Origin of the sequence: Pseudomonas sp. NBB (genome assembly GCF_032701105.1) — a bacterium.
Taxonomy (GTDB): Bacteria; Pseudomonadota; Gammaproteobacteria; order Pseudomonadales; family Pseudomonadaceae; genus Aquipseudomonas; species Aquipseudomonas asiatica.
Genome location: NZ_CP103994.1, coordinates 2,709,505 through 2,727,405 on the forward strand (window position 1 = coordinate 2,709,505; position 17,901 = coordinate 2,727,405).

The window sequence follows — 17,901 nt, forward strand, 5'->3', positions numbered from 1 at the left end:
AGGAAAGAAGATGACCAGTATTAAGCACTTGATCCATGGTGAACACGTCGCAGACGATGCTCGCACCACTGACGTATTCAACCCTTCCACCGGTCAAGCGATTCACAAGCTTGGTTTGGCAAGTCGTGCCACGGTGCAGAAGGCCATCGAATCTGCTCAAGCTGCTTTTCCTGCTTGGCGCAACACTCCTCCAGCTAAGCGTGCTCAAGTGATGTTCCGCTTCAAACAACTGCTGGAGGCTAATGAGCTTCGTATCGCCAAGCTCATCAGTGAAGAGCACGGTAAGACTATCGAAGATGCCGTCGGCGAGCTTAAGCGTGGTATTGACAACGTAGAGTTCGCGTCAGCTGCCCCAGAGTTGCTCAAGGGTGATTACAGTCGCAACGTCGGTCCAAATATTGACGCCTGGAGTGATCTACAGCCAATCGGCGTTGTCGCCGGCATTACCCCTTTCAACTTCCCGGCCATGGTGCCACTGTGGATGTACCCGCTTGCTATCGCCTGCGGCAATTGCTTCATTCTCAAACCGTCAGAGCGTGACCCGAGCTCCACGCTGCTGATTGCCGAACTGCTTCACGAAGCTGGCCTGCCTAAAGGCGTGCTAAATGTGGTGCATGGCGACAAGGAAGCTGTGGATGCTCTGATCGAAGCGCCGGAAGTGAAAGCATTGAGCTTTGTTGGTTCGACTCCGATCGCTGAGTACATTTATTCTGAGGGCACTAAGCGTGGCAAGCGGGTCCAGGCCCTGGGCGGCGCGAAGAACCACGCGGTACTGATGCCGGATGCGGAACTGGACAATGCCGTCAGCGCGTTGATGGGCGCTGCCTACGGTTCATGCGGCGAACGCTGCATGGCTATCTCTGTGTCGGTATGCGTTGGTGACCAAGTGGCCGATGCGTTGATTGCGAAGCTGGAGCCGCAAATCAAAGCGCTGAAGATTGGCGCCGGTACAGAAACCGGATTGGACATGGGCCCGCTTGTCACCGCTGCCGCCCGTGACAAGGTGCTGGGTTATATCGATGACGGTGTTGCTGCAGGTGCCAAGGTCGTCGTGGATGGTCGTGGCTTCATGGTTCGTGGCAATGAGGATGGCTTCTTCGTCGGTGGCACCTTGTTCGACCACGTCACTCCAGAGATGCGTATCTATAAGGAAGAGATCTTTGGCCCAGTGCTGTGCGTAGTTCGCGTGAACAGCCTGGAAGAAGCGATCAAGCTGATCAACGACCACGAGTACGGCAATGGCACCTGCATCTTCACCCGTGACGGCGAGTCAGCACGTCTGTTCTGCGACGAGATCGAAGTGGGGATGGTTGGTGTCAACGTACCGCTGCCAGTGCCAGTGAGCTACCACAGTTTTGGCGGCTGGAAGCGTTCGCTGTTTGGGGATCTACATGCTTATGGTCCTGATGGCGTCCGATTTTACACCCGCAAGAAAGCCATCACCCAGCGTTGGCCGAAGCGCACTAGCCATGAAGCTGCGCAGTTCGCATTCCCGAGCAATAGTTAACTAACTATCTCTGCTCAGGCGGCAGCGTCATCGACCCTTAAGTAGCTGTAAGAGTCGATGCCGCTGTGGCAGGAAAATCACGTATGTAAAGAATTCGATTTCTCACCACTTGTCGAAAGCGCATGCTGGAGACCTCGCCACCATCTCACTGGTGGCATTTCTTTTCAAACTCGCGCAAGCATTTTCTCTGCAAGCTCTGGATGAAGTTTCAGTTATTGGCTAATAAAGAGGTCTTTGATAATCATGGCAATTACAAACGAATACGTTAAAGGTCTTGATCGCGAATATGTGTTTCACTCATGGTCGACTCAAGGTTTGCTCAATCCTCTGGTTATCGCAGGAGGGGAAGGGTGCACAGTATGGGATTACGACGGAAAACGTTATCTGGATTTTTCTAGCCAGCTAGTCAATACCAACTTGGGTCACCAGCATCCTGCTGTCATCGCTGCGATTCAAGAGCAAGCAGCTACGCTGGCCACTATCGCTCCAGCGACAGCTAACTTGATGCGAGGCGAAGCCGCCAAGCGGATCATCGAGCAGGCACCGAAGGGCTTCAAGAAAGTTTTCTTTACTAACGGCGGTGCTGACGCGAACGAAAACGCGATTCGTATGGCAAGGATTTTCACCGGGCGAGATAAGGTGCTGTCGTCTTACCGGTCGTACCATGGCAATACTGGCTCTGCGATTGTCGCCACTGGTGATCCGCGTCGTGTGCCGAATGAATATGCACGTGGTCACGTACATTTCTTTACGCCCTATCTGTATCGCAGCGAGTTTAGTGCTCAGACTGAGCTCGAAGAAACAGAACGCGCGTTGCGCCATCTTCGTCGGGTCATCGAGAGTGAAGGTTCAAACTCGATTGCAGCTATTCTGCTCGAAAGCCTGCCTGGTACTGCCGGTATCCTGATGCCATCTGCCTCTTATATCCAGGGCGTTCGCCAGTTGGCGGATGAGTTTGGGATCCTGCTCATTCTCGACGAAGTCATGTCTGGTTTCGGTAGGACCGGCAAGTGGTTCGCTCTAGAGCATTATGGCGTGGTGCCTGATCTGATCACTTTTGCCAAGGGCGTGAACTCGGGCTATGTACCTGTTGGTGGCGTGGTGATTTCGGAGAGACTCAGTGCTTACTTTGATACTCATTTCTTCCCAGGTGGTTTGACTTACTCTGGGCATCCGCTTGCTATGGCCTCGATTGTCGCTGCAATTGACGCTATGCGTAAAGAGCGTGTCGTAGAGAATGCGCTAGATATTGGGATTAACTGCCTGGGCCCACGTCTAAGGGAGCTCCAGAAACGTCATTCAGTCATTGGTCAGGTACGTGGTGCTGGCGTCTTCTGGGCTATGGAATTTGTCGAAGATAGGGAAACTCGGGCGCCGCTTGCCGCAGGCAAGATGCAGTTGTTGAAATCCAAGCTCATCGAACGTGGACTACTGCCGTTTGTTGTCGAGAATCGCATCCATGTGGTACCGCCTTGCATAGTCAGCGCTGAAGAGGTGGAAGCGGGTATTGCAATTCTCGACGAAGTGATTGAAGCGGTGTTGGGCTGATACGATCGATATAATTAGGTGCAGGAAGGCGCTGCAGATTTTGCAGCGCTTGGAGGCAGATCTCACTACAAATTTTTCCCCCGTATTATTTTTCTATGTAGGCGTAAACTATTACGATTGAGGTTTAAGTCAAGTTTTCAGCCAGGTTTAGATGTGTGGGCTGCGAGTCTTGGGCTTAATGGAAGCTGATTTATTTGTGTCGTGTTTTGGTTGCTAAACATTTTTATTGGATACCCAGTTTTTGTGGGGCGGTAGAACAGTTTATTAGTTTGCTTTCTTAGGGTTGGCTGGCTTGAGCGCGTATGGTCAGTACTTCCGGCAGCGGTTCGCCACTGAGTAATCGCGCCATCAACTCAGGCTCGTAAAGGTCCGATTGCAACGCTTTGTCGATCACCGTTGTGAGTTCTTGTGCCGGCAAGATCAAGATGCCGTTGTCATCGGCCAGGACAAAATCTTCGGGGTGCACCTCTACTCCAGCGCAATTCACGGGCACGTTCACCTGACTTGTTTGGCCGCCGATCAGCTTGGTCGTCAGCTGAGTGGTGCCACGAGCGAACACCGGCAACTGGCAGGTACGCAGTTCGTTGATGTCGGTTACTACGCCGTCGACGATGATGCCGGCGGCACCCGCGCAGCGAGCCGCAAACTGCGTGACCGCCCCGACACAAGCGTGGGCATGGTCACCCGCCATGTCGATCACCAGGACATCGCCTGGCTGAAGGGCGATAAGGGCGCGGTTGACGGCGATGGCATCGGGCTCGGCCAGGCGAAGCGTCACGGCGCGCCCAATAATGCGACCGCCAGGCACCATTGCGCGGACTTCATGGCTGACGAACCCGCGCTCGAGGAAGTGGCCCAGCGTGGCGAAGCTCACCTTCTGTAGTTTTGCGATCAGGTCGTCGTTCATTTCCCTACCTCCATGTCAATCAGCTCGGCCACACAGTCGATTTCCAAGCTCACGCCCCACAGCTGCACGCAGACGGTTGTACGAGCGGGTGGTGCATGGCCGAGGATTTCCTTGTATGCCTCGTTGAAGGGCACCAGTTGATCGGGGTCTGTCAGGTAGGCGTTGACCTTGACGATGTGGGAAAGGCTGGAGCCCGCCGCTTCGAGGATCGCGGCCAGGTTCGCGAACGTCTGCCTGACCTGGTCTTTGAAATTGTCGGGCTGCTCTTCCAGGCTGCCCAGCGATGGGATCTGGCCGGCGGTGAACACCAGGTGGCCGCTGACCACGGCTTGAGAATACGGGCCTACTGGGCTGATGGTGCCAGGGGCGCTGTGGATGCGTTTCATTGAGAGCTCCTTGAAGCGAAGATGTGCCACCGGCTCGCCGGCAGCACGTGGTCAGAGATCAGAAGAGCGCCAGGGTGTAGCTGGCGATGAGTCGGTTCTGCTCTTGGTTGGGGTCGATTTCGGAGTGCAGCAATCCATGGCGCCAAGACAGGCCGAGGCCTTTGAGCGCACCGTCCTGCACGACATAGTCCAGGCCCACATCCCGTTCCCACTCGGACGCGTCATTGCCGCTGGTGGTGCGGATGTCTTCACCCTTCAGGTACATCAGGGAGAATTTCAGGCCAGGTACGCCGGCAGCGGCGAAGTCATAGCTGTACTGGGCAAACGCGGTACGCTCGCCCGCTCGGTTGAAGCTCGCGAGCATCCGGTCGGTGTAGAGGTAGACACTGGCACCACCTGCGCCCTTGCCGCTGAGGGAGCCCTGGTTCGGTTGGACGAAGTTGCTTCCATCCGACACCTCCTGATAGCCGGCCATGAGCGCGTGGCCCTGGACGGAATAGGTCAGCGCTGCGCTCCAGGTGTGGTTATCGATCTTGCCGTCACCGTCCTCGGTGTAACCGCCCACGCGGTATCCACTTGCGCGACCAGCAGCAGAGTCGTTGGCTCCATCGGCGAAGGTGCGGAAGTAGCGCAGATCAGTTCGCAGCGATTGCCCTTCGGAGAGTGGAAGCGTGTGGGTGAGACCAACGAAGTGCTGGGTGTAATAGTCCTCGAGGTTGGCAACGTAGTATTGCGCCGTGAGTTGTTTGCCGATCCGGTAGTCGCCACCCGCGAAGAGGAACTGGTCGCTCTCACGGGTGCCGCCGGCTACGGCCAATCCAGTACGGTCACTGGAGGCACGGCCCGTAGCACGATTGAGGCGCCCGCCGGTAAGGGTCAGGCCATCCAGGTCGGTTGAGGTGATCTGGGCCCCCTCGAACGTTTGGGGCAGCAGGCGACCATCGTTGTAGGTCAGCACCGGCAGCTTGGGCATCAGCGTGCCGTATCGCAGTTCGGTGTTGGCGACTTTCAGCTTAGGTGTCAGGCCCAGGCGGCTCCACTGTTGGGACGCGCCACTGCCTTCGTCGGGGATCATGCTGCTGCCCCGGTGGCGACCATCGCCGCTATCAAGCGTCACGCCCATCAAGCCTAGGGCATCCAGGCCGACTCCGATTGGCCCTTCGGTGTAGCCGGATTTGAAGTCGAGCACGAAGGCCTGGGCCCACTCTTCGGTTTTGCTTTGGCCGAGGCTACCGGCTTGGTCGCGAAAGTCGTTGTTGAAGTAAAAATTGCGCAGGCCAAGGTTCGCATGGCTGTCGCCCACCAGATCGGCTTGAGCGAAAGGGGACAAGGCGAAAACGCCTGCACTCATCAGGTATTTTTTCATCTGGAAACTCTTCAAACGGAAGTAGGAAACACTCGCCTGGTTGGCGAGAGAAACTCGGGGGTACAGCACGGAATTACTGCCGTGCTTGGTCGATATCCCGTTTGAAGGTCTCAGTGAGTAGCAGCAGCGCGATCAGAGAAACAACGGCTGAGCCGATCATGTACCAGGCAATCGATGAGCCTTTGCCAGTCCACGACAGCAATGCGGTGGTAACCAGAGGCGTTGCGGCGCTTCCGAGCAGGCCGGAAAGCATGTAGCTGATCGACAGGCCCGAGTAGCGAACTCGAGTGCCGAATAACTCCGCGAGGAATGTGGCAATGGGGCCGTAGTTGGCCGCGAATGCCGTCATCATCAGCATGTAACCGGCAAACGCCAGGCCGAGAACTTTGGAATCCATCAGCCAGAACATCGGGAAGGCTACGAGTGCCTCGGCGATGATCCCGCCGATAATGATCGGCTTGCGGCCAACCTTGTCGGAGAGGGCGCCGAAGAACGGCAGCATAGCGATACAGGCAGCGCAGGAAACCAGCACTACCGTGAGCATTTCTCCACGTGTGAAGCCCAAGGTCTGGGTGCCATAGGTCAGGCCAAAGGCCACGATGAGGTTGTAGGAGGTGCCAGTGGACATAGTTGCCACACCACCCAGGACTACCTGCTTCCAGTATTTGCGGAACACTTCGAACAGCGGCACTTTGACCTGCGTGCCTTTATTTTCCACCGCTTTGAACGACGGTGTCTCATGGATGTTGAGGCGGATGTACAAGCCCAATCCGATCAGCAGAACGCTGAGCAGGAACGGCACACGCCAGCCCCAGTCCAGCAACTGCTCGTTGGTCAGCGTGGTGGCGAACATCAGGAACACGAGGTTGGCCAGCATCGTCCCCGCCGGTACGCCGATCTGAACCCACGAGCCATAGAGTCCGCGTTGATGCTTTGGCGCATGTTCCACCGCCATCAGCACGGCGCCGCCCCATTCTCCGCCCAGAGCCAGGCCCTGGATGATGCGCAGTGTAAGCAGCATGATCGGTGCCCAGATGCCGACCGACTCATAGCTCGGCAACAGGCCGATGGCGAAGGTGGCCGCACCCATGGTCAGCAACGAGATGAGCAGCATCGACTTTCGGCCCAGGCGGTCACCGAAGTGACCGAAAATCGCGGCGCCGATCATCCGGGCGCCATAGGCTGAAGCAAAGGTGCCGAAAGCGAGGAGGGTGCCTACCAGGGGATCAAAGCCTGGGAAGAAGATCTTGTTGAATACCAGGGCCGAGGCCGTGGCGAAGAGGAACAGGTCATACCACTCAACGGTGGTGCCGATCACACTGGCGACCGCGACTTTTTTCATGTCGGCGGTGCGTTGTGGTTGCGCGCTGGCAACCTCGGTGTACGCAGGGCTGGTCATTGCCATTTTCTCCCGAAAGATGGGTTCTGGTTGTTGTTGGCAGCTGAAGGCGGAGCGGCTATTTCTTGTTTTTGGGCAAAGCGTTCCCGTGGGCCCAGCTTTCTTGAATTGGCTGGGCGCCTGGGTGGATCGGGTTAAGTCAGCGTCTGTCGGCGCGGGTCAGCACGGCGTTGAGCAGTACGTCGCAGCCCATGGTCACGTCGTGGGGCAAGGCGTCTTCGGCTTCGTTATGGCTCAGGCCGCCGACGCAGGGGATGAACACCATGGTGGTCGGGCAGTGGCGGGCGAGATGAATCGCATCATGGCCGGCGCCGCTGACGATTGGCTGGTACGGGTAGCCCAGGCCTTCGATGGCTTTGCGTACTGCATCGATGCAGGCCGGGTCGAAAGGCGTGGCCGGGCTCAGCCAGTGACGATTGATCTGGACTTCCAAGCCACGCTTGGTGGCGATTTGGTCGATGAGTGCACGGGCGCTGGCTTCCATGTCTGCGATGGCGGCATCTTCGTGGTGGCGAAGATCGAGGGTAAACGCCACGTGGCCAGGGATGGTGTTGCGGGAAGAGCGAGCGATCTGCAATTGGCCAACGGTAACAAGGCCTTTGGGCGCGAAGTCGCGTGACAGTTGTTCCAGTGCGGTGATCATTTCCCCTACGCCGAACAAGGAGTCGCGGCGTAGAGGCATTGGCGTGGTGCCTGCGTGAGCGGCCTGGCCACTGATCTCGATGTCCAGCCAGCAGATCGCTTGCCCACCCGTGACCAACCCTACGGGCAGGCCGGCGTCTTCCAGGATTGGGCCTTGCTCGATGTGTGCTTCGAAGTACGCGTCGAACTCACGGCCCAGAGGTAGCTCACCTGCGTAGCCGGTTTGCTCCAACGCTTCGGCAACGCTGACGCCTTCAGCATCGCGGCTGGACAGCGCTTGCTCGAGGGGCAGCTCGCCCGTGAACACCGCCGATCCGAGCATGGCAGGAGTGAAACGAGCGCCTTCTTCGTTCGTCCAGACCGCGATTTCCAATGGGCGCTCGAGCTGCAGGCCTTTGTCCTGAAGGCTACGTACCACTTCCAGGCCGGCAAGTACGCCGTAGATGCCATCGAAGCGACCGCCCTTCGGCTGGGTGTCCAAATGGCTGCCCATGACCACCGGGGGCAGGGCGTCATTCCGACCTGGCAGGCGTGCGAATAGGTTGCCGATGGCATCAACATGGATGCTCATTCCGGCCTCGCGACACCAGCTTGCGAACAGCTCGCGTCCGTCTCGGTCTTCTTTCGACAGTGCCAAGCGGCAGTTGCCGCCTTTGGCGGTTGGGCCGACCTTGGCCATGTCCATGAGGCTGTCCCACAGCCGTGTGCCATTGCATGTATGCATGATGTGAATCCTCAAACAGGCGGTGGGATCAGTATCCGAGCGCGGGGTCTACTTGGTTCAGGAGTGGTTCAGCACAGGCCAGACGTCGAGCGTTCTCGGCTACTTGCTGGGCAATACAGTCGTGGGAAGCGCATGAGGCCATGTGGGGTGTGACGACGATTCCCGGCGTGTTCCAGAGGCGGCTGTCCAATGGCAGCGGCTCTTTCTCGAACACATCGAGAAGCGCACCGCGCAGTCGGCCACTGTTGACGGCGTTGACCAGATCATCCACCTGCAGGTGCTGCCCGCGTCCGCAGTTGATCACTGCCGCGTTTGGCGCCAAGGCTTCAAAGGTCTTCTGGCAGAGGATGCCGCGAGTGGCATCGGTCAATGGCAGCAGGTTGATCAACAGGTCGAGGCCATCCAGGAACTGATCGAACTCCGCTGGGCCCGAGAATGTGCGCACGCCGCTCAGCTGCCTGGCACTCCTCGACCAACCTCGGACAGCATATCCGGCCTCGGCCAACTCGCCGGCAATAGCCCCTCCAAGGGAGCCGAGCCCCATGACGCCGATGCGGTATTCACCAGCGAGGCGTTGAGGATGACGTTGCCATACCTGTTGCTGCTGTTGGGCAAGTGCTCGGTCGAAGTCCCGGTGGTAGTGGATGACCGCCCAGCGAACATACTCCGCCATGCCTTGGCGGTGAGCTGGGTCTACGACTCTGCACACTGGCAATGCTGGCTGGCTCGGGTCGTTGGCCAGGTGATCAACACCAGCAGCCACTGAGTGGATCAGCTTCAGGTTGGGTAATGCGCTGAGGCTGCCTACGGGAGGGAACCAGCAAGCGGCTACCTGTGCCTCCTGAGCTGCGGGATCGTTGGCCAGCACTACGCGTAACTGGGGAGCACTGCGAGCGAAGGCAGACTGCAGTTGGCCCAGAAGTGCCTGGTCGGTTGAAAGTAGTACCAGCGGTTTCATGAGCAGTACGACTCGCGTTGGTGTTCGATCAAGGTCAGGGCGGCGTTCCAGCTCAGGCTGATGATTTGCGCTGACTCGTCGCGTTGGAACTGCGCGGCGGTGTGGCGGCAGACTTCTTCGCTGGGGTAGATGAGCTTGCTGCCGCTGGCCAATGCCTGTACTTGCGCCTGGCAGGCGCGCTCCAGGAAGTGAATCTCGTGGAAGGCCTCGGCAACACTGGCTCCGCCGGCCAGCAGGCCGTGGTTTCGCAGGATCATTGCTTTGTGCGTGCCGAGGTCGGCGATGAGGCGCTCGCGTTCATCCAGAGACAGGGCGATGCCTTCGTACTGGTGGTAGGCCAGCTTGCCGTAGAACTTCAGCGCGTGCTGGCTGATCGGCAGCAACCCGTGCTCCTGAGCCGAGACGGCGATGCCGGCTGCGGTGTGGGTGTGGATCACGCAGTGCATGTCCGGTCGTGCCATGTGGATCGCCGAGTGGATTACGAAGCCAGCTGCGTTCACCCGGCGCTCGCCATTGGCCTGGTCGACCACATTGCCATGTTGGTCGATGCGTACCAGATCACTGGCGCGCATCCGGTCGAAGATCACGCCGTATTGGTTGATCAGGAAGTGATGCTCAGGCCCAGGAATACGCAGGGTGATGTGGGTGTCGATCAAATCGGTCATGCGGAAGTGTGCAACCATCCGGTACAGCGCGGCCAGTTCGCAGCGTGCCTGCCATTCGACATCGCTAATGTTGTGCGGCTTGCTCATGAAAACTCCTGATTTAACGAGCGATGGCGGGGGTGGGTTGCTGCTGCTCGCCACGCAGGCGAGAGAGGCCACAGACGCCGATCAAGGAAAGCGTGGAGAGCGCGGTGAAGAACACGGCGAGTGGCAGCCACTGGCCGGCGAAGCGGTCGGCCAGCAACGTGCCGATGATCGGCGTGCTGCCCCCCGCGATGGCGCAAATCAACTGGTAGGCCAGAGAGATCCCGGAGTAGCGCAAGTGAGCAGGGAAGGCCTGGGTCATGTAGCCGGCGATCACCGCATACAGTGCCGAGAGCGTGACCACTGCCATCGCGATGCCGGCTGTCATCAACACCAGGTTATGGGTGCCGACCAGCATGAACATGGGGTAGGGCACAGCCATGCACAGCAGGGCTACCAGCTTGAGGAAGCGGCCTTCGCCAATGCGTTCAGCCAGCAGCGCGGCCAGTGGCTGGGTCAGGAACTGCAGGATGGTCACCAGGAACAGGCAGTCGAGGATGGTTGCTCGAGGGATACCCTGGTAGGTGGTGACGTAGGTGATCATGAAGGTGTTCGTGAAGAAGAAGCCGGCGGAGCCGATGGTCACCGCCAGGGCGGCGAACAGGATCTGTCTCCAGCAGTCACGTACCACTTCCAGCACCGGGTATTTGACGACCTCTTGCTTGGCCTTGGCTGCCTGGAACTCAGGGCTTTCCTCGACCCCGAAGCGGATAGCCAGACCTACCAGCATCAGGATGCCGCTGGCCAGGAACGGCAGACGCCAACCCCAGCTCAGGAACTCTTCGGGCTCTAAGGAAGACACTAGGCGGAATGCGATCAGCGCGAGCAGCAGGCCAGCCGGGCTGCCGAGCTGAGCGAACGAGGCGTAGAACACTTTGCGTTTGGCCGGCGCATGCTCACTGGCCATCAGGACGGCACCTCCCCACTCACCACCGACGGAGATCCCCTGGACAATCCGCAGGGCAATCAGTCCGATGGGGGCCCAGATACCAGCAGTGGCGTAGCTGGGCAGCAGGCCAATGCCTGTGGTGGCCAGGCCCATCAGCACCATGGTGACCAGCAGCATTTTTTTGCGACCCAGACGGTCGCCCAGATGGCCGAAGCCCATGCCTGCCATTGGTCGGGCAACGAAGCCTACGGCGAACGTGCCGAATGCCGCCAAGGTGCTGAGCAAGGGGTTGCTGCTCGGGAAAAACACCTGACCCAGTGCGAGTGCAGCCGCCGTGGCGTAGATGTAGAAGTCGTAGAACTCGATGGTGGTGCCGACAAATGCGGCAGCCGCAGCACGACGCGGCTGGTTTGACGTATGCATGCAAGGCCCTTCTTAGAGTTATAGGCAGGTGGGCAGGGTTGGCTAAACCGGTCGCGCTCTGTTCGGCGCTTTCGAGATTTATCGCCTTGGGGCTATGATTAGTCAATTTGCTAATTCTTATCCGTCGTATTAGCAGCGCTACTAATGGGCCCGTAAATGAATCCGCCAACTTCAAGATCTGATGCTTTGGTCAACAAATGGGAAGGGCGTCGATTTCTGAACGACCGCCTGGACTGGAACCTGCTGCGTACCTACCTTGCGATTGGCCAAGAGGGCAGCATCAGCAGGGCTGCAGCAAGGTTGCACGTGACCCAGTCAGCGGTTAGCCAGGCGCTCAGGCGTCTTGAAGAGCAGCTTGGCTGTGCCCTCATTCTTCGAGGTGGCCCGCGCTTCGACCTGACGGCTGCCGGGGAGGAGGTGCTGCGTATCGCCATCGATATCTATGGCGACGTGTCGCGCATCAGTGCGGCTGTTGAAAAAGAGAGCGATGAGGTCGTCGGGAAGGTGCGGATCCTGAGCGTCAGTCGCGTGCAGTCGCGGGTATATGACGATTTTCTGGGGGATTTCCACGAGGCCCACCCACGAGTCGAGCTGGAGATTGATGTCATGCGCAGTGCCGACATCATCAGTTCTCTGCTGCAGAAGACCGCCACGGCAGGTGTTGGCCTGTGTCGTATACCCCAGCCCAAGCTGGAGCAGCGCCTGTTGCTCAATCAGCGCTATGCGTTCTTCTGTGGTGTGCGACATCGGCTGTTCGGGCGCACCGATGTCAGCCTCGAGTCTCTGCGTGGGGAGAACTTTGTGAGCTTCGTAAGCGACCAATTGGGCGGCAACCTTTCGCCGCTTGCGATGTTCCGCGATCAGCATGGTTTCACCGGGCGCATCGTTGCTTCCTCGCCGAGCGTTGAGGAAGTCCAGAGGCTGGTGTGTGCCGGCTACGGAGTGGGTTGCATGCCTGAGCACCTTCTCCATGAGGATCTGGAGAAAGGCTTGCTCTGGCGGCTGCCGCCCTACGAAGGGATTGTCGATGTGGACTTGCACCTGCTCTGGAACAGGGAGCAAAGGATGACCATGGCGGAGACGGTGTTCTTGGAGAGCTTTCAGCACTGTCTCGCTCAGGCCTCGCTCGTTTGAGGGGTCCAAGTGAGACGACCGCAGCACTGGCTGCGGTCGTTACCTTTTGCTAGTCGGCGTTCAGCAATCGCTGCCGGGTCAGTACGCTGTTCAGCCGATGATCGTCCTTGAGCTCGACCTCGTTCAGCATGTCAGCAACGCTGGCTCCTGCTTCAACTCGCTCCAGCCAGTACATCACGGCCTTTTTCATGAACCAGTGAGGCGTCCGGTCAAGCGAGCCTGCTGCTTCCCTGATGCGCTCCTTGGTCGGCGCGTCAAGTTTGATGCCTGTAGTCGAACTCACGGGCGCCCCCTCACAACGCCGATACGGCTACAGGGCCGGATGCCTTCGCGCTGCGCTGATAGGCCAGCAGCAAGCCGATGTACCAGACAGGCATCACATACAGGGCGGTGCGGGTATCTGCTTCAAGTGCCAGCAGACACAGGACGAACATCAGGAACACCAGTGACGTCACCGCAGTGAGCTTACCGCCGGGGAGCTTGAAGGTTGATCGCTGATGGGCTTCAGGGCTGCTGCGGCGGTAGGCGAGGTACGACAGCAAGATTAATGACCAGGTCACGATCACCATGACCGCCGAGATGGTAGAGACCAGGGTGAAGACCGCCATGACGTCAGGGATCACGAACAGCAACGTCAGCGCGATAGTCATGCACAGGCCGGAGAACATCAGTGCCCGGATGGGAGTGCCAGAACCTGACAAACGTCCGAAGGACTGGGGAGCCTGCTTGTTGTGCGACAGGCCGTAGAGCATGCGAGAACCTGAGTATACGCCGCTGTTGGCCGAGGAGGCCGCAGATGTCATCACCACGAAGTTGATCATCCCGGCTGCAGCTGGCAAGCCACCCAGCAGAAACAGCTCGACGAAAGGGCTTCGGTTCGCAGGTACGTGGGCCCAAGAGATCACGCTGATGATGCAGGCGAGCGCAGCGACGTAGAACAGCAGGATCCGCAGCGGGATGGTGTTTATGGCCTTGGGGAGCGTTTTCTCGGGGTTGTGGGCCTCAGCTGCAGCAGTACCGATGAGCTCGGTGCCTACAAACGAGAAGATGGCGATCTGGAAACCGGCCAGGAAGCCCAGCACGCCGTGCGGCATCATCACGCCCGGCTCAATCAGGTGGCTGAACGACGCAGTCACACCGCCTGGAGAGGTGTAGGAGGTGGCAACCATGTAGAGACCGGTGAGCACGAGGGCAACGATGGCGATGATCTTGATCAGGCCGAACCAGAACTCCACCTCGCCAAATGCTTTGACGGCGAGCATGTTGAGCGCCAAGAGCATGAACATCGCGCCGAATGCCGGAATCCAGGTGGGAAGATCTGGATACCAGTATTGAAGAAATCCGGCGACCACCACCACATCACCGACTGCGGTGACCACCCAGCTGAGCCAGTATGACCAGGCGAGGATGAAGCCGGCGCGTGGGCCCAGGTGGTGGTGGACGAGCTCAGCGAAGGAGCCCATTTCAAGATTGGCGAGGAGCATCTCGCCCATCGCTCGCATGATGCAGAAAACGAAGAATCCAATGATCGCGTAGACCAGGATGATTGACGATCCGGAGAGGGCAATCATCTTCCCGGATCCCATGAACAGGCCTGTGCCGATGGCGCCGCTGATGGCAATCAGCTGGATGTGTCTGTTTTCCAGCCGTCGCTTAAGTGTTCGACCGTCGCCATGAGTCGCGTCTTGCGAGTTGCACGATTGATTCATAAATGACCTCTTATTCTTTTTCTGTGAAACCTGTCCCATCCCTCCTAATGGAAGGTTGTTTATAGGCACGAGGCGGATGGGTCGGTTGATACGCAGACGAGGAAAAGTAAATCCAGAAAGAATAATCTGACCAAGTTGTCAGATAATAAATTTGGAAGCGCTATATGGTTGTCTTTCTTGTTGGCATCCACCTTGGCGGTATGGAAGTTGCCATTTTGCCAGCCGTAGTTGTCAACAGGAACGTTACAAAATGTCAGCTATCAGGGCATCTTTTAGCACTTTGCGCACCCTATGGAGCATTTTGATTGGGTGCACAGTCATGGTGCAAAAGCCAGGTCTTTCCCCTACATCTTGAAGGTCGACAGCAGGATGCTGGTCTCGGTGTTCTCGATGTGTGGGATGGATCGGATGGTGTTCAGCGCTTTGTCAAAGGCCTCGAGCGTCTCGGCGCGAAGCTCTGCCATGAGATCCCAGCGGCCATTGGTGGTGTGGATGGCGACCACGTTGGGATGCCCGCGCAGCGCGTGCTTGACCTCGGAAGCATGGTGGCCACTGATACCGATACTTGTGATTGCCCTGACCCCGCGCTCAATCGCATCTGACTGCAGGCGAATCGTATAGCCCATGATAATACCGCTCTCTTCCAGTCTGGTGAGGCGGTTTTGAACAGTCGCGCGAGCGACCTTGAGTTTCTTGGCCAAGGTCATGACGGGGGTTCGAGCGTTGTCCCTCAGGAGGGCGATGAGCTCTCGATCAATGCTATCCATGATACTACGCTATCCATACTGCTAGATTGGGTGAGCAAAGTGTCTAAAAAACCGATAAATATGGCAACCTGTATGCTTCAATTTGTACCACTATTTCATCAGACTTTTGGAGGTGGCAAGAATTTACACTCGACGCTCGCTATGCACTGATTGAAAGCGGGCGCACTCACAAGGTGCATAACAATGACGCATTTCATCGACGTTCCAACGATGTCAGACCTGGTTCATGACATTGGCGTAGTCCAGTTTCTGGGAGAGCTTTCCGAGGTTATCCGCGACGATTTCAAGCGTTGGCCGGACTTTGATAAATCTGCCCGTGTCGCCAGCCACTCTGATGTTGGGGTGATCGAGTTGATGCCTGTGGCTGATACCAGCCAATATGCCTTCAAGTATGTGAATGGGCACCCATCCAACACGTTCAAGGATCTCCACACGGTGATGGCATTCGGGGTGCTGGCCGATGTCGATACGGGGTATCCGGTGTTGCTGTCCGAGCTGACGATTGCAACGGCTCTGCGTACCGCTGCGACCTCGCTGATGGCGGCCAAGGCTCTCGCTCGCCCGAACGCTCGCAAGATGGCGTTGATCGGGAATGGTGCCCAGAGCGAATTCCAGGCCTTGGCGTTCCATAAGCATCTCGGCATCCAGGAGATCGTCGCCTTCGACACCGACCCTCTCGCCACCGCGAAGCTGATTCGCAACCTTCAGGAATACCCAGAGCTCAAAATCACGCGTGCCCAGAGCGTTGCTGAAGCAGTGCGGGGTGCGGACATCGTCACCACTGTGACTGCAGATAAGGCCTATGCAACAATCATCACGCCGGAGATGCTTGAACCGGGCATGCACCTGAACGCCGTAGGTGGTGACTGCCCCGGTAAGACCGAGCTCCATGCCGACGTTTTGCGCAAGGCCAGGGTTTTTGTGGAGTACGAGCCCCAGACCCGTATCGAAGGCGATATCCAGCAACTTGAAGCGGACTCGCCTGTCGTCGACCTGTGGCGAGTGCTAACGGGCGAACAGGAAGGGCGCCAGAGCGCTGAACAGGTGACGGTGTTCGACTCCGTGGGCTTTGCGCTCGAGGACTATTCGGTACTGCGCTACGTGCTGCAGCAGGCTGAGCAGCGTGGTGCGGGAGCGAAGATCGATCTCGTGCCTTGGGTTGAGGATGACCCCAAGGATCTGTTCAGCCACACCCGCGGTCGCGCTGCCAAGAAACGCATCCGACGCGTTGCATAACTCCAAGATCAGACACACATCGGAATTTCGAGATGGCATTTCCTACGCGTTCGATTCAAGCACCTGCAGCGGTGGTGATGGTCAGGCCACATGCCTTCACCCCCAACCCGGAAACGGCAGCAGATAACTCGTTCCAGAGCATCAACTCAGATATCGCCGCTCAAACACTCTCCGAGATCGCTCGGGACGAAGTCACGCAGGCCGCTCGCCGACTTGAAGCTGAGGGTGTGCGGGTTCACCTGTTTGATGACTTTGGCGAGAACGACACCCCTGACTCCGTGTTCCCGAACAACTGGTTCTCGACCCACCCAGGCGGCCATGTGGCGATTTACTCCATGTACTCCCCGAATCGTCGAAGGGAAAGACGAGTGGACGTCATTGAGATGCTCAAGCAGGAGTACCGGGTTCAGGATGTGATCGACTACTCGGGGCTTGAGCAGGATGAACTGTTCCTTGAGGGCACTGGGGCCATGGTGTTCGACCACATGTCCAGGGTCGCTTACACTGCTCGCTCGAACCGAGCTGACCCGATTGCCTTGGAACGGTTCAGCACCCACTTCAATTTCGAGCCGATGGTGTTCGATACCGCGGACGTGAAGGGGGCGCCGATCTACCACACCAACGTGCTGATGTGCGTGGCGACCGAGTTCGCGCTGGTGGGCTTCGAGACGTTCACAAACAAAGCACGTGCTGAAGAAGTGCGCATGCGACTGATGGAATCAGGGCGAGATGTCATCGACCTGACTCACCAGCAGATCGGCGAGTTTGCTGGTAACGCTATCGAGCTTTCAGGGCGTGACGGCCGAATCCTGGCTCTGTCACGCAGGGCGTTCAACAGCCTCACGCATGCACAGAAGCAGCGAATCGAACACTCGGCCAGGTTGGTTCCCTTACAAGTGCCTACCATCGAGATGGCTGGCGGCTCGGTACGATGCATGATCGCTGGAATTCATCTTTCTCCTCGTGACTAATCCACAAAAAACGCCGAGGTGTTTTTTTGAGCGCCGCACTAGGTTTTCGTAGCCCTGAAGTGGGCTGTCGCCAAAACTCTCCGAAATTGGGGCGGAACTCCGGAGTCCAAGCAGCCATTGTGCGGTTCATTCAATCTGACTGAGCATCGGCACCGACACTGGTGCCGATATGGGCCTTTATACCGAAATAGTACTGCCTGCCCTAATCCGATGGTCAGTACGGTGCGAGAAAAGGCTCGATGCGTAGAAGGTTATTCTGCAGGGATCTCTGCCTACATCCCAACCGACTGGCAACCCCAAAAAGCGAATCGTGGTAAACTACGCGTTTTTTCCACCGTATAGGCTCTTTTTAATGCAACAGCGCGATATCGCCACCTACATGTTCCTAGCCATCGCCTGGGGACTTTCCTTTCTGGTTATATTGAAGGTCGTGCATGCGTTCGGATGGGTTGGTGCGGTCAGTTTACGTGCGCTGATTGCCGGCAGCACTTTGGCGATCATCGGGTTCCTATTTGGACGAGCATTGCGCCTGCGAGCGCTGCTCAAACCCTTGGGATGGTCTGAAGTAGCCCCTGTTTTCCGGCTA

Annotated in this window: 16 protein-coding genes; 5 read left to right on the top strand and 11 right to left on the bottom strand. The window is 57.8% G+C overall.

Going from position 1 to position 17,901, the window contains the following annotated elements:
- Positions 1 to 10 precede the first annotated feature (10 nt).
- Positions 11 to 1,507, top strand: a complete 1,497-nt coding sequence (locus tag NY023_RS12580; protein ID WP_038409454.1) for a CoA-acylating methylmalonate-semialdehyde dehydrogenase — start codon at positions 11 to 13, stop codon at positions 1,505 to 1,507.
- A 243-nt stretch (positions 1,508 to 1,750) separates the two neighbouring features.
- Positions 1,751 to 3,055: an aspartate aminotransferase family protein gene (locus NY023_RS12585; protein ID WP_038409455.1), complete on the top strand. Its 1,305-nt coding sequence runs from the start codon at positions 1,751 to 1,753 to the stop codon at positions 3,053 to 3,055.
- Positions 3,056 to 3,332: 277 nt separating this feature from the next.
- On the opposite strand, the gene NY023_RS12590 is transcribed toward NY023_RS12585, so the two are convergent.
- From NY023_RS12590 to NY023_RS12625, 8 genes are all read right to left on the bottom strand, one after another.
- Positions 3,333 to 3,962, bottom strand: coding sequence for an RraA family protein (locus tag NY023_RS12590; RefSeq protein ID WP_013972351.1), 630 nt, complete (start codon positions 3,960 to 3,962; stop codon positions 3,333 to 3,335).
- A complete protein-coding gene (locus tag NY023_RS12595; protein WP_038409457.1) occupies positions 3,959 to 4,348 on the bottom strand; it encodes a RidA family protein in 390 nt (129 codons plus the stop codon). Before NY023_RS12595 ends, NY023_RS12590 begins: the two co-directional genes overlap by 4 nt.
- Positions 4,349 to 4,406: 58 nt before the next feature.
- Complete coding sequence (locus NY023_RS12600) at positions 4,407 to 5,714, bottom strand: OprD family porin (RefSeq protein ID WP_038409458.1); 1,308 nt, start codon at positions 5,712 to 5,714, stop codon at positions 4,407 to 4,409.
- Positions 5,715 to 5,787: 73 nt separating this feature from the next.
- Positions 5,788 to 7,113: an MFS transporter gene (locus NY023_RS12605; protein ID WP_044047001.1), complete on the bottom strand. Its 1,326-nt coding sequence runs from the start codon at positions 7,111 to 7,113 to the stop codon at positions 5,788 to 5,790.
- Positions 7,114 to 7,252: 139 nt separating this feature from the next.
- Positions 7,253 to 8,479, bottom strand: a complete 1,227-nt coding sequence (locus tag NY023_RS12610; protein WP_038409460.1) for a Zn-dependent hydrolase — start codon at positions 8,477 to 8,479, stop codon at positions 7,253 to 7,255.
- 28 nt (positions 8,480 to 8,507) lie between these two features.
- On the bottom strand, positions 8,508 to 9,437 hold the full coding sequence (locus tag NY023_RS12615; protein WP_038409461.1) for a 2-hydroxyacid dehydrogenase: 930 nt from the start codon (positions 9,435 to 9,437) through the stop codon (positions 8,508 to 8,510).
- The gene (locus NY023_RS12620) at positions 9,434 to 10,189 is read right to left on the bottom strand and encodes a class II aldolase/adducin family protein (protein WP_013972357.1); all 756 of its coding nucleotides are present in this window, start codon (positions 10,187 to 10,189) and stop codon (positions 9,434 to 9,436) included. Before NY023_RS12620 ends, NY023_RS12615 begins: the two co-directional genes overlap by 4 nt.
- Positions 10,190 to 10,202: 13 nt before the next feature.
- The gene (locus tag NY023_RS12625; protein ID WP_013972358.1) at positions 10,203 to 11,498 is read right to left on the bottom strand and encodes an MFS transporter; all 1,296 of its coding nucleotides are present in this window, start codon (positions 11,496 to 11,498) and stop codon (positions 10,203 to 10,205) included.
- 156 nt (positions 11,499 to 11,654) lie between these two features.
- Between NY023_RS12625 and NY023_RS12630 the strand changes: the two genes are divergently transcribed.
- Positions 11,655 to 12,632, top strand: coding sequence for a LysR family transcriptional regulator (locus tag NY023_RS12630; RefSeq protein ID WP_013972359.1), 978 nt, complete (start codon positions 11,655 to 11,657; stop codon positions 12,630 to 12,632).
- Positions 12,633 to 12,681: 49 nt separating this feature from the next.
- Here the strand turns inward: NY023_RS12630 and NY023_RS12635 are convergent, their stop codons facing one another.
- The 3 genes from NY023_RS12635 to NY023_RS12645 form a co-directional block, all read right to left on the bottom strand.
- Positions 12,682 to 12,915, bottom strand: a complete 234-nt coding sequence (locus NY023_RS12635; protein ID WP_038409464.1) for a ribbon-helix-helix protein, CopG family — start codon at positions 12,913 to 12,915, stop codon at positions 12,682 to 12,684.
- A 10-nt stretch (positions 12,916 to 12,925) separates the two neighbouring features.
- Positions 12,926 to 14,341, bottom strand: coding sequence for an amino acid permease (locus NY023_RS12640; RefSeq protein WP_013972360.1), 1,416 nt, complete (start codon positions 14,339 to 14,341; stop codon positions 12,926 to 12,928).
- 344 nt (positions 14,342 to 14,685) lie between these two features.
- Positions 14,686 to 15,108: an Lrp/AsnC family transcriptional regulator gene (locus NY023_RS12645; protein ID WP_038409465.1), complete on the bottom strand. Its 423-nt coding sequence runs from the start codon at positions 15,106 to 15,108 to the stop codon at positions 14,686 to 14,688.
- Between the two features lie 183 nt (positions 15,109 to 15,291).
- On the opposite strand from NY023_RS12645, the gene NY023_RS12650 reads away from it, so the two are divergent.
- Both NY023_RS12650 and ctlX read left to right on the top strand, forming a co-directional pair.
- Complete coding sequence (locus tag NY023_RS12650) at positions 15,292 to 16,344, top strand: ornithine cyclodeaminase (protein ID WP_013972362.1); 1,053 nt, start codon at positions 15,292 to 15,294, stop codon at positions 16,342 to 16,344.
- 32 nt (positions 16,345 to 16,376) lie between these two features.
- Positions 16,377 to 17,315, top strand: coding sequence for a citrulline utilization hydrolase CtlX (ctlX, locus tag NY023_RS12655; RefSeq protein WP_013972363.1), 939 nt, complete (start codon positions 16,377 to 16,379; stop codon positions 17,313 to 17,315).
- The last annotated feature ends 586 nt before the right edge of the window (positions 17,316 to 17,901 follow it).

Excerpts from the sequence above, each read along its gene's own strand:
- NY023_RS12580 (WP_038409454.1), top strand. The coding sequence starts at position 11 with ATGACCAGTATTAAGCACTTGATCCATGGTGAACACGTCGCAGACGAT.
- NY023_RS12640 (WP_013972360.1), bottom strand. The coding sequence starts at position 14,341 with ATGAATCAATCGTGCAACTCGCAAGACGCGACTCATGGCGACGGTCGA.
- NY023_RS12605 (WP_044047001.1), bottom strand. The coding sequence starts at position 7,113 with ATGACCAGCCCTGCGTACACCGAGGTTGCCAGCGCGCAACCACAACGC.
- NY023_RS12625 (WP_013972358.1), bottom strand. The coding sequence starts at position 11,498 with ATGCATACGTCAAACCAGCCGCGTCGTGCTGCGGCTGCCGCATTTGTC.
- NY023_RS12630 (WP_013972359.1), top strand. The coding sequence starts at position 11,655 with ATGAATCCGCCAACTTCAAGATCTGATGCTTTGGTCAACAAATGGGAA.
- NY023_RS12590 (WP_013972351.1), bottom strand. The coding sequence starts at position 3,962 with ATGAACGACGACCTGATCGCAAAACTACAGAAGGTGAGCTTCGCCACG.
- ctlX (WP_013972363.1), top strand. The coding sequence starts at position 16,377 with ATGGCATTTCCTACGCGTTCGATTCAAGCACCTGCAGCGGTGGTGATG.
- NY023_RS12615 (WP_038409461.1), bottom strand. The coding sequence starts at position 9,437 with ATGAAACCGCTGGTACTACTTTCAACCGACCAGGCACTTCTGGGCCAA.
- NY023_RS12645 (WP_038409465.1), bottom strand. The coding sequence starts at position 15,108 with ATGGATAGCATTGATCGAGAGCTCATCGCCCTCCTGAGGGACAACGCT.
- NY023_RS12650 (WP_013972362.1), top strand. The coding sequence starts at position 15,292 with ATGACGCATTTCATCGACGTTCCAACGATGTCAGACCTGGTTCATGAC.
- NY023_RS12595 (WP_038409457.1), bottom strand. The coding sequence starts at position 4,348 with ATGAAACGCATCCACAGCGCCCCTGGCACCATCAGCCCAGTAGGCCCG.
- NY023_RS12585 (WP_038409455.1), top strand. The coding sequence starts at position 1,751 with ATGGCAATTACAAACGAATACGTTAAAGGTCTTGATCGCGAATATGTG.
- NY023_RS12600 (WP_038409458.1), bottom strand. The coding sequence starts at position 5,714 with ATGAAAAAATACCTGATGAGTGCAGGCGTTTTCGCCTTGTCCCCTTTC.
- NY023_RS12620 (WP_013972357.1), bottom strand. The coding sequence starts at position 10,189 with ATGAGCAAGCCGCACAACATTAGCGATGTCGAATGGCAGGCACGCTGC.
- NY023_RS12610 (WP_038409460.1), bottom strand. The coding sequence starts at position 8,479 with ATGCATACATGCAATGGCACACGGCTGTGGGACAGCCTCATGGACATG.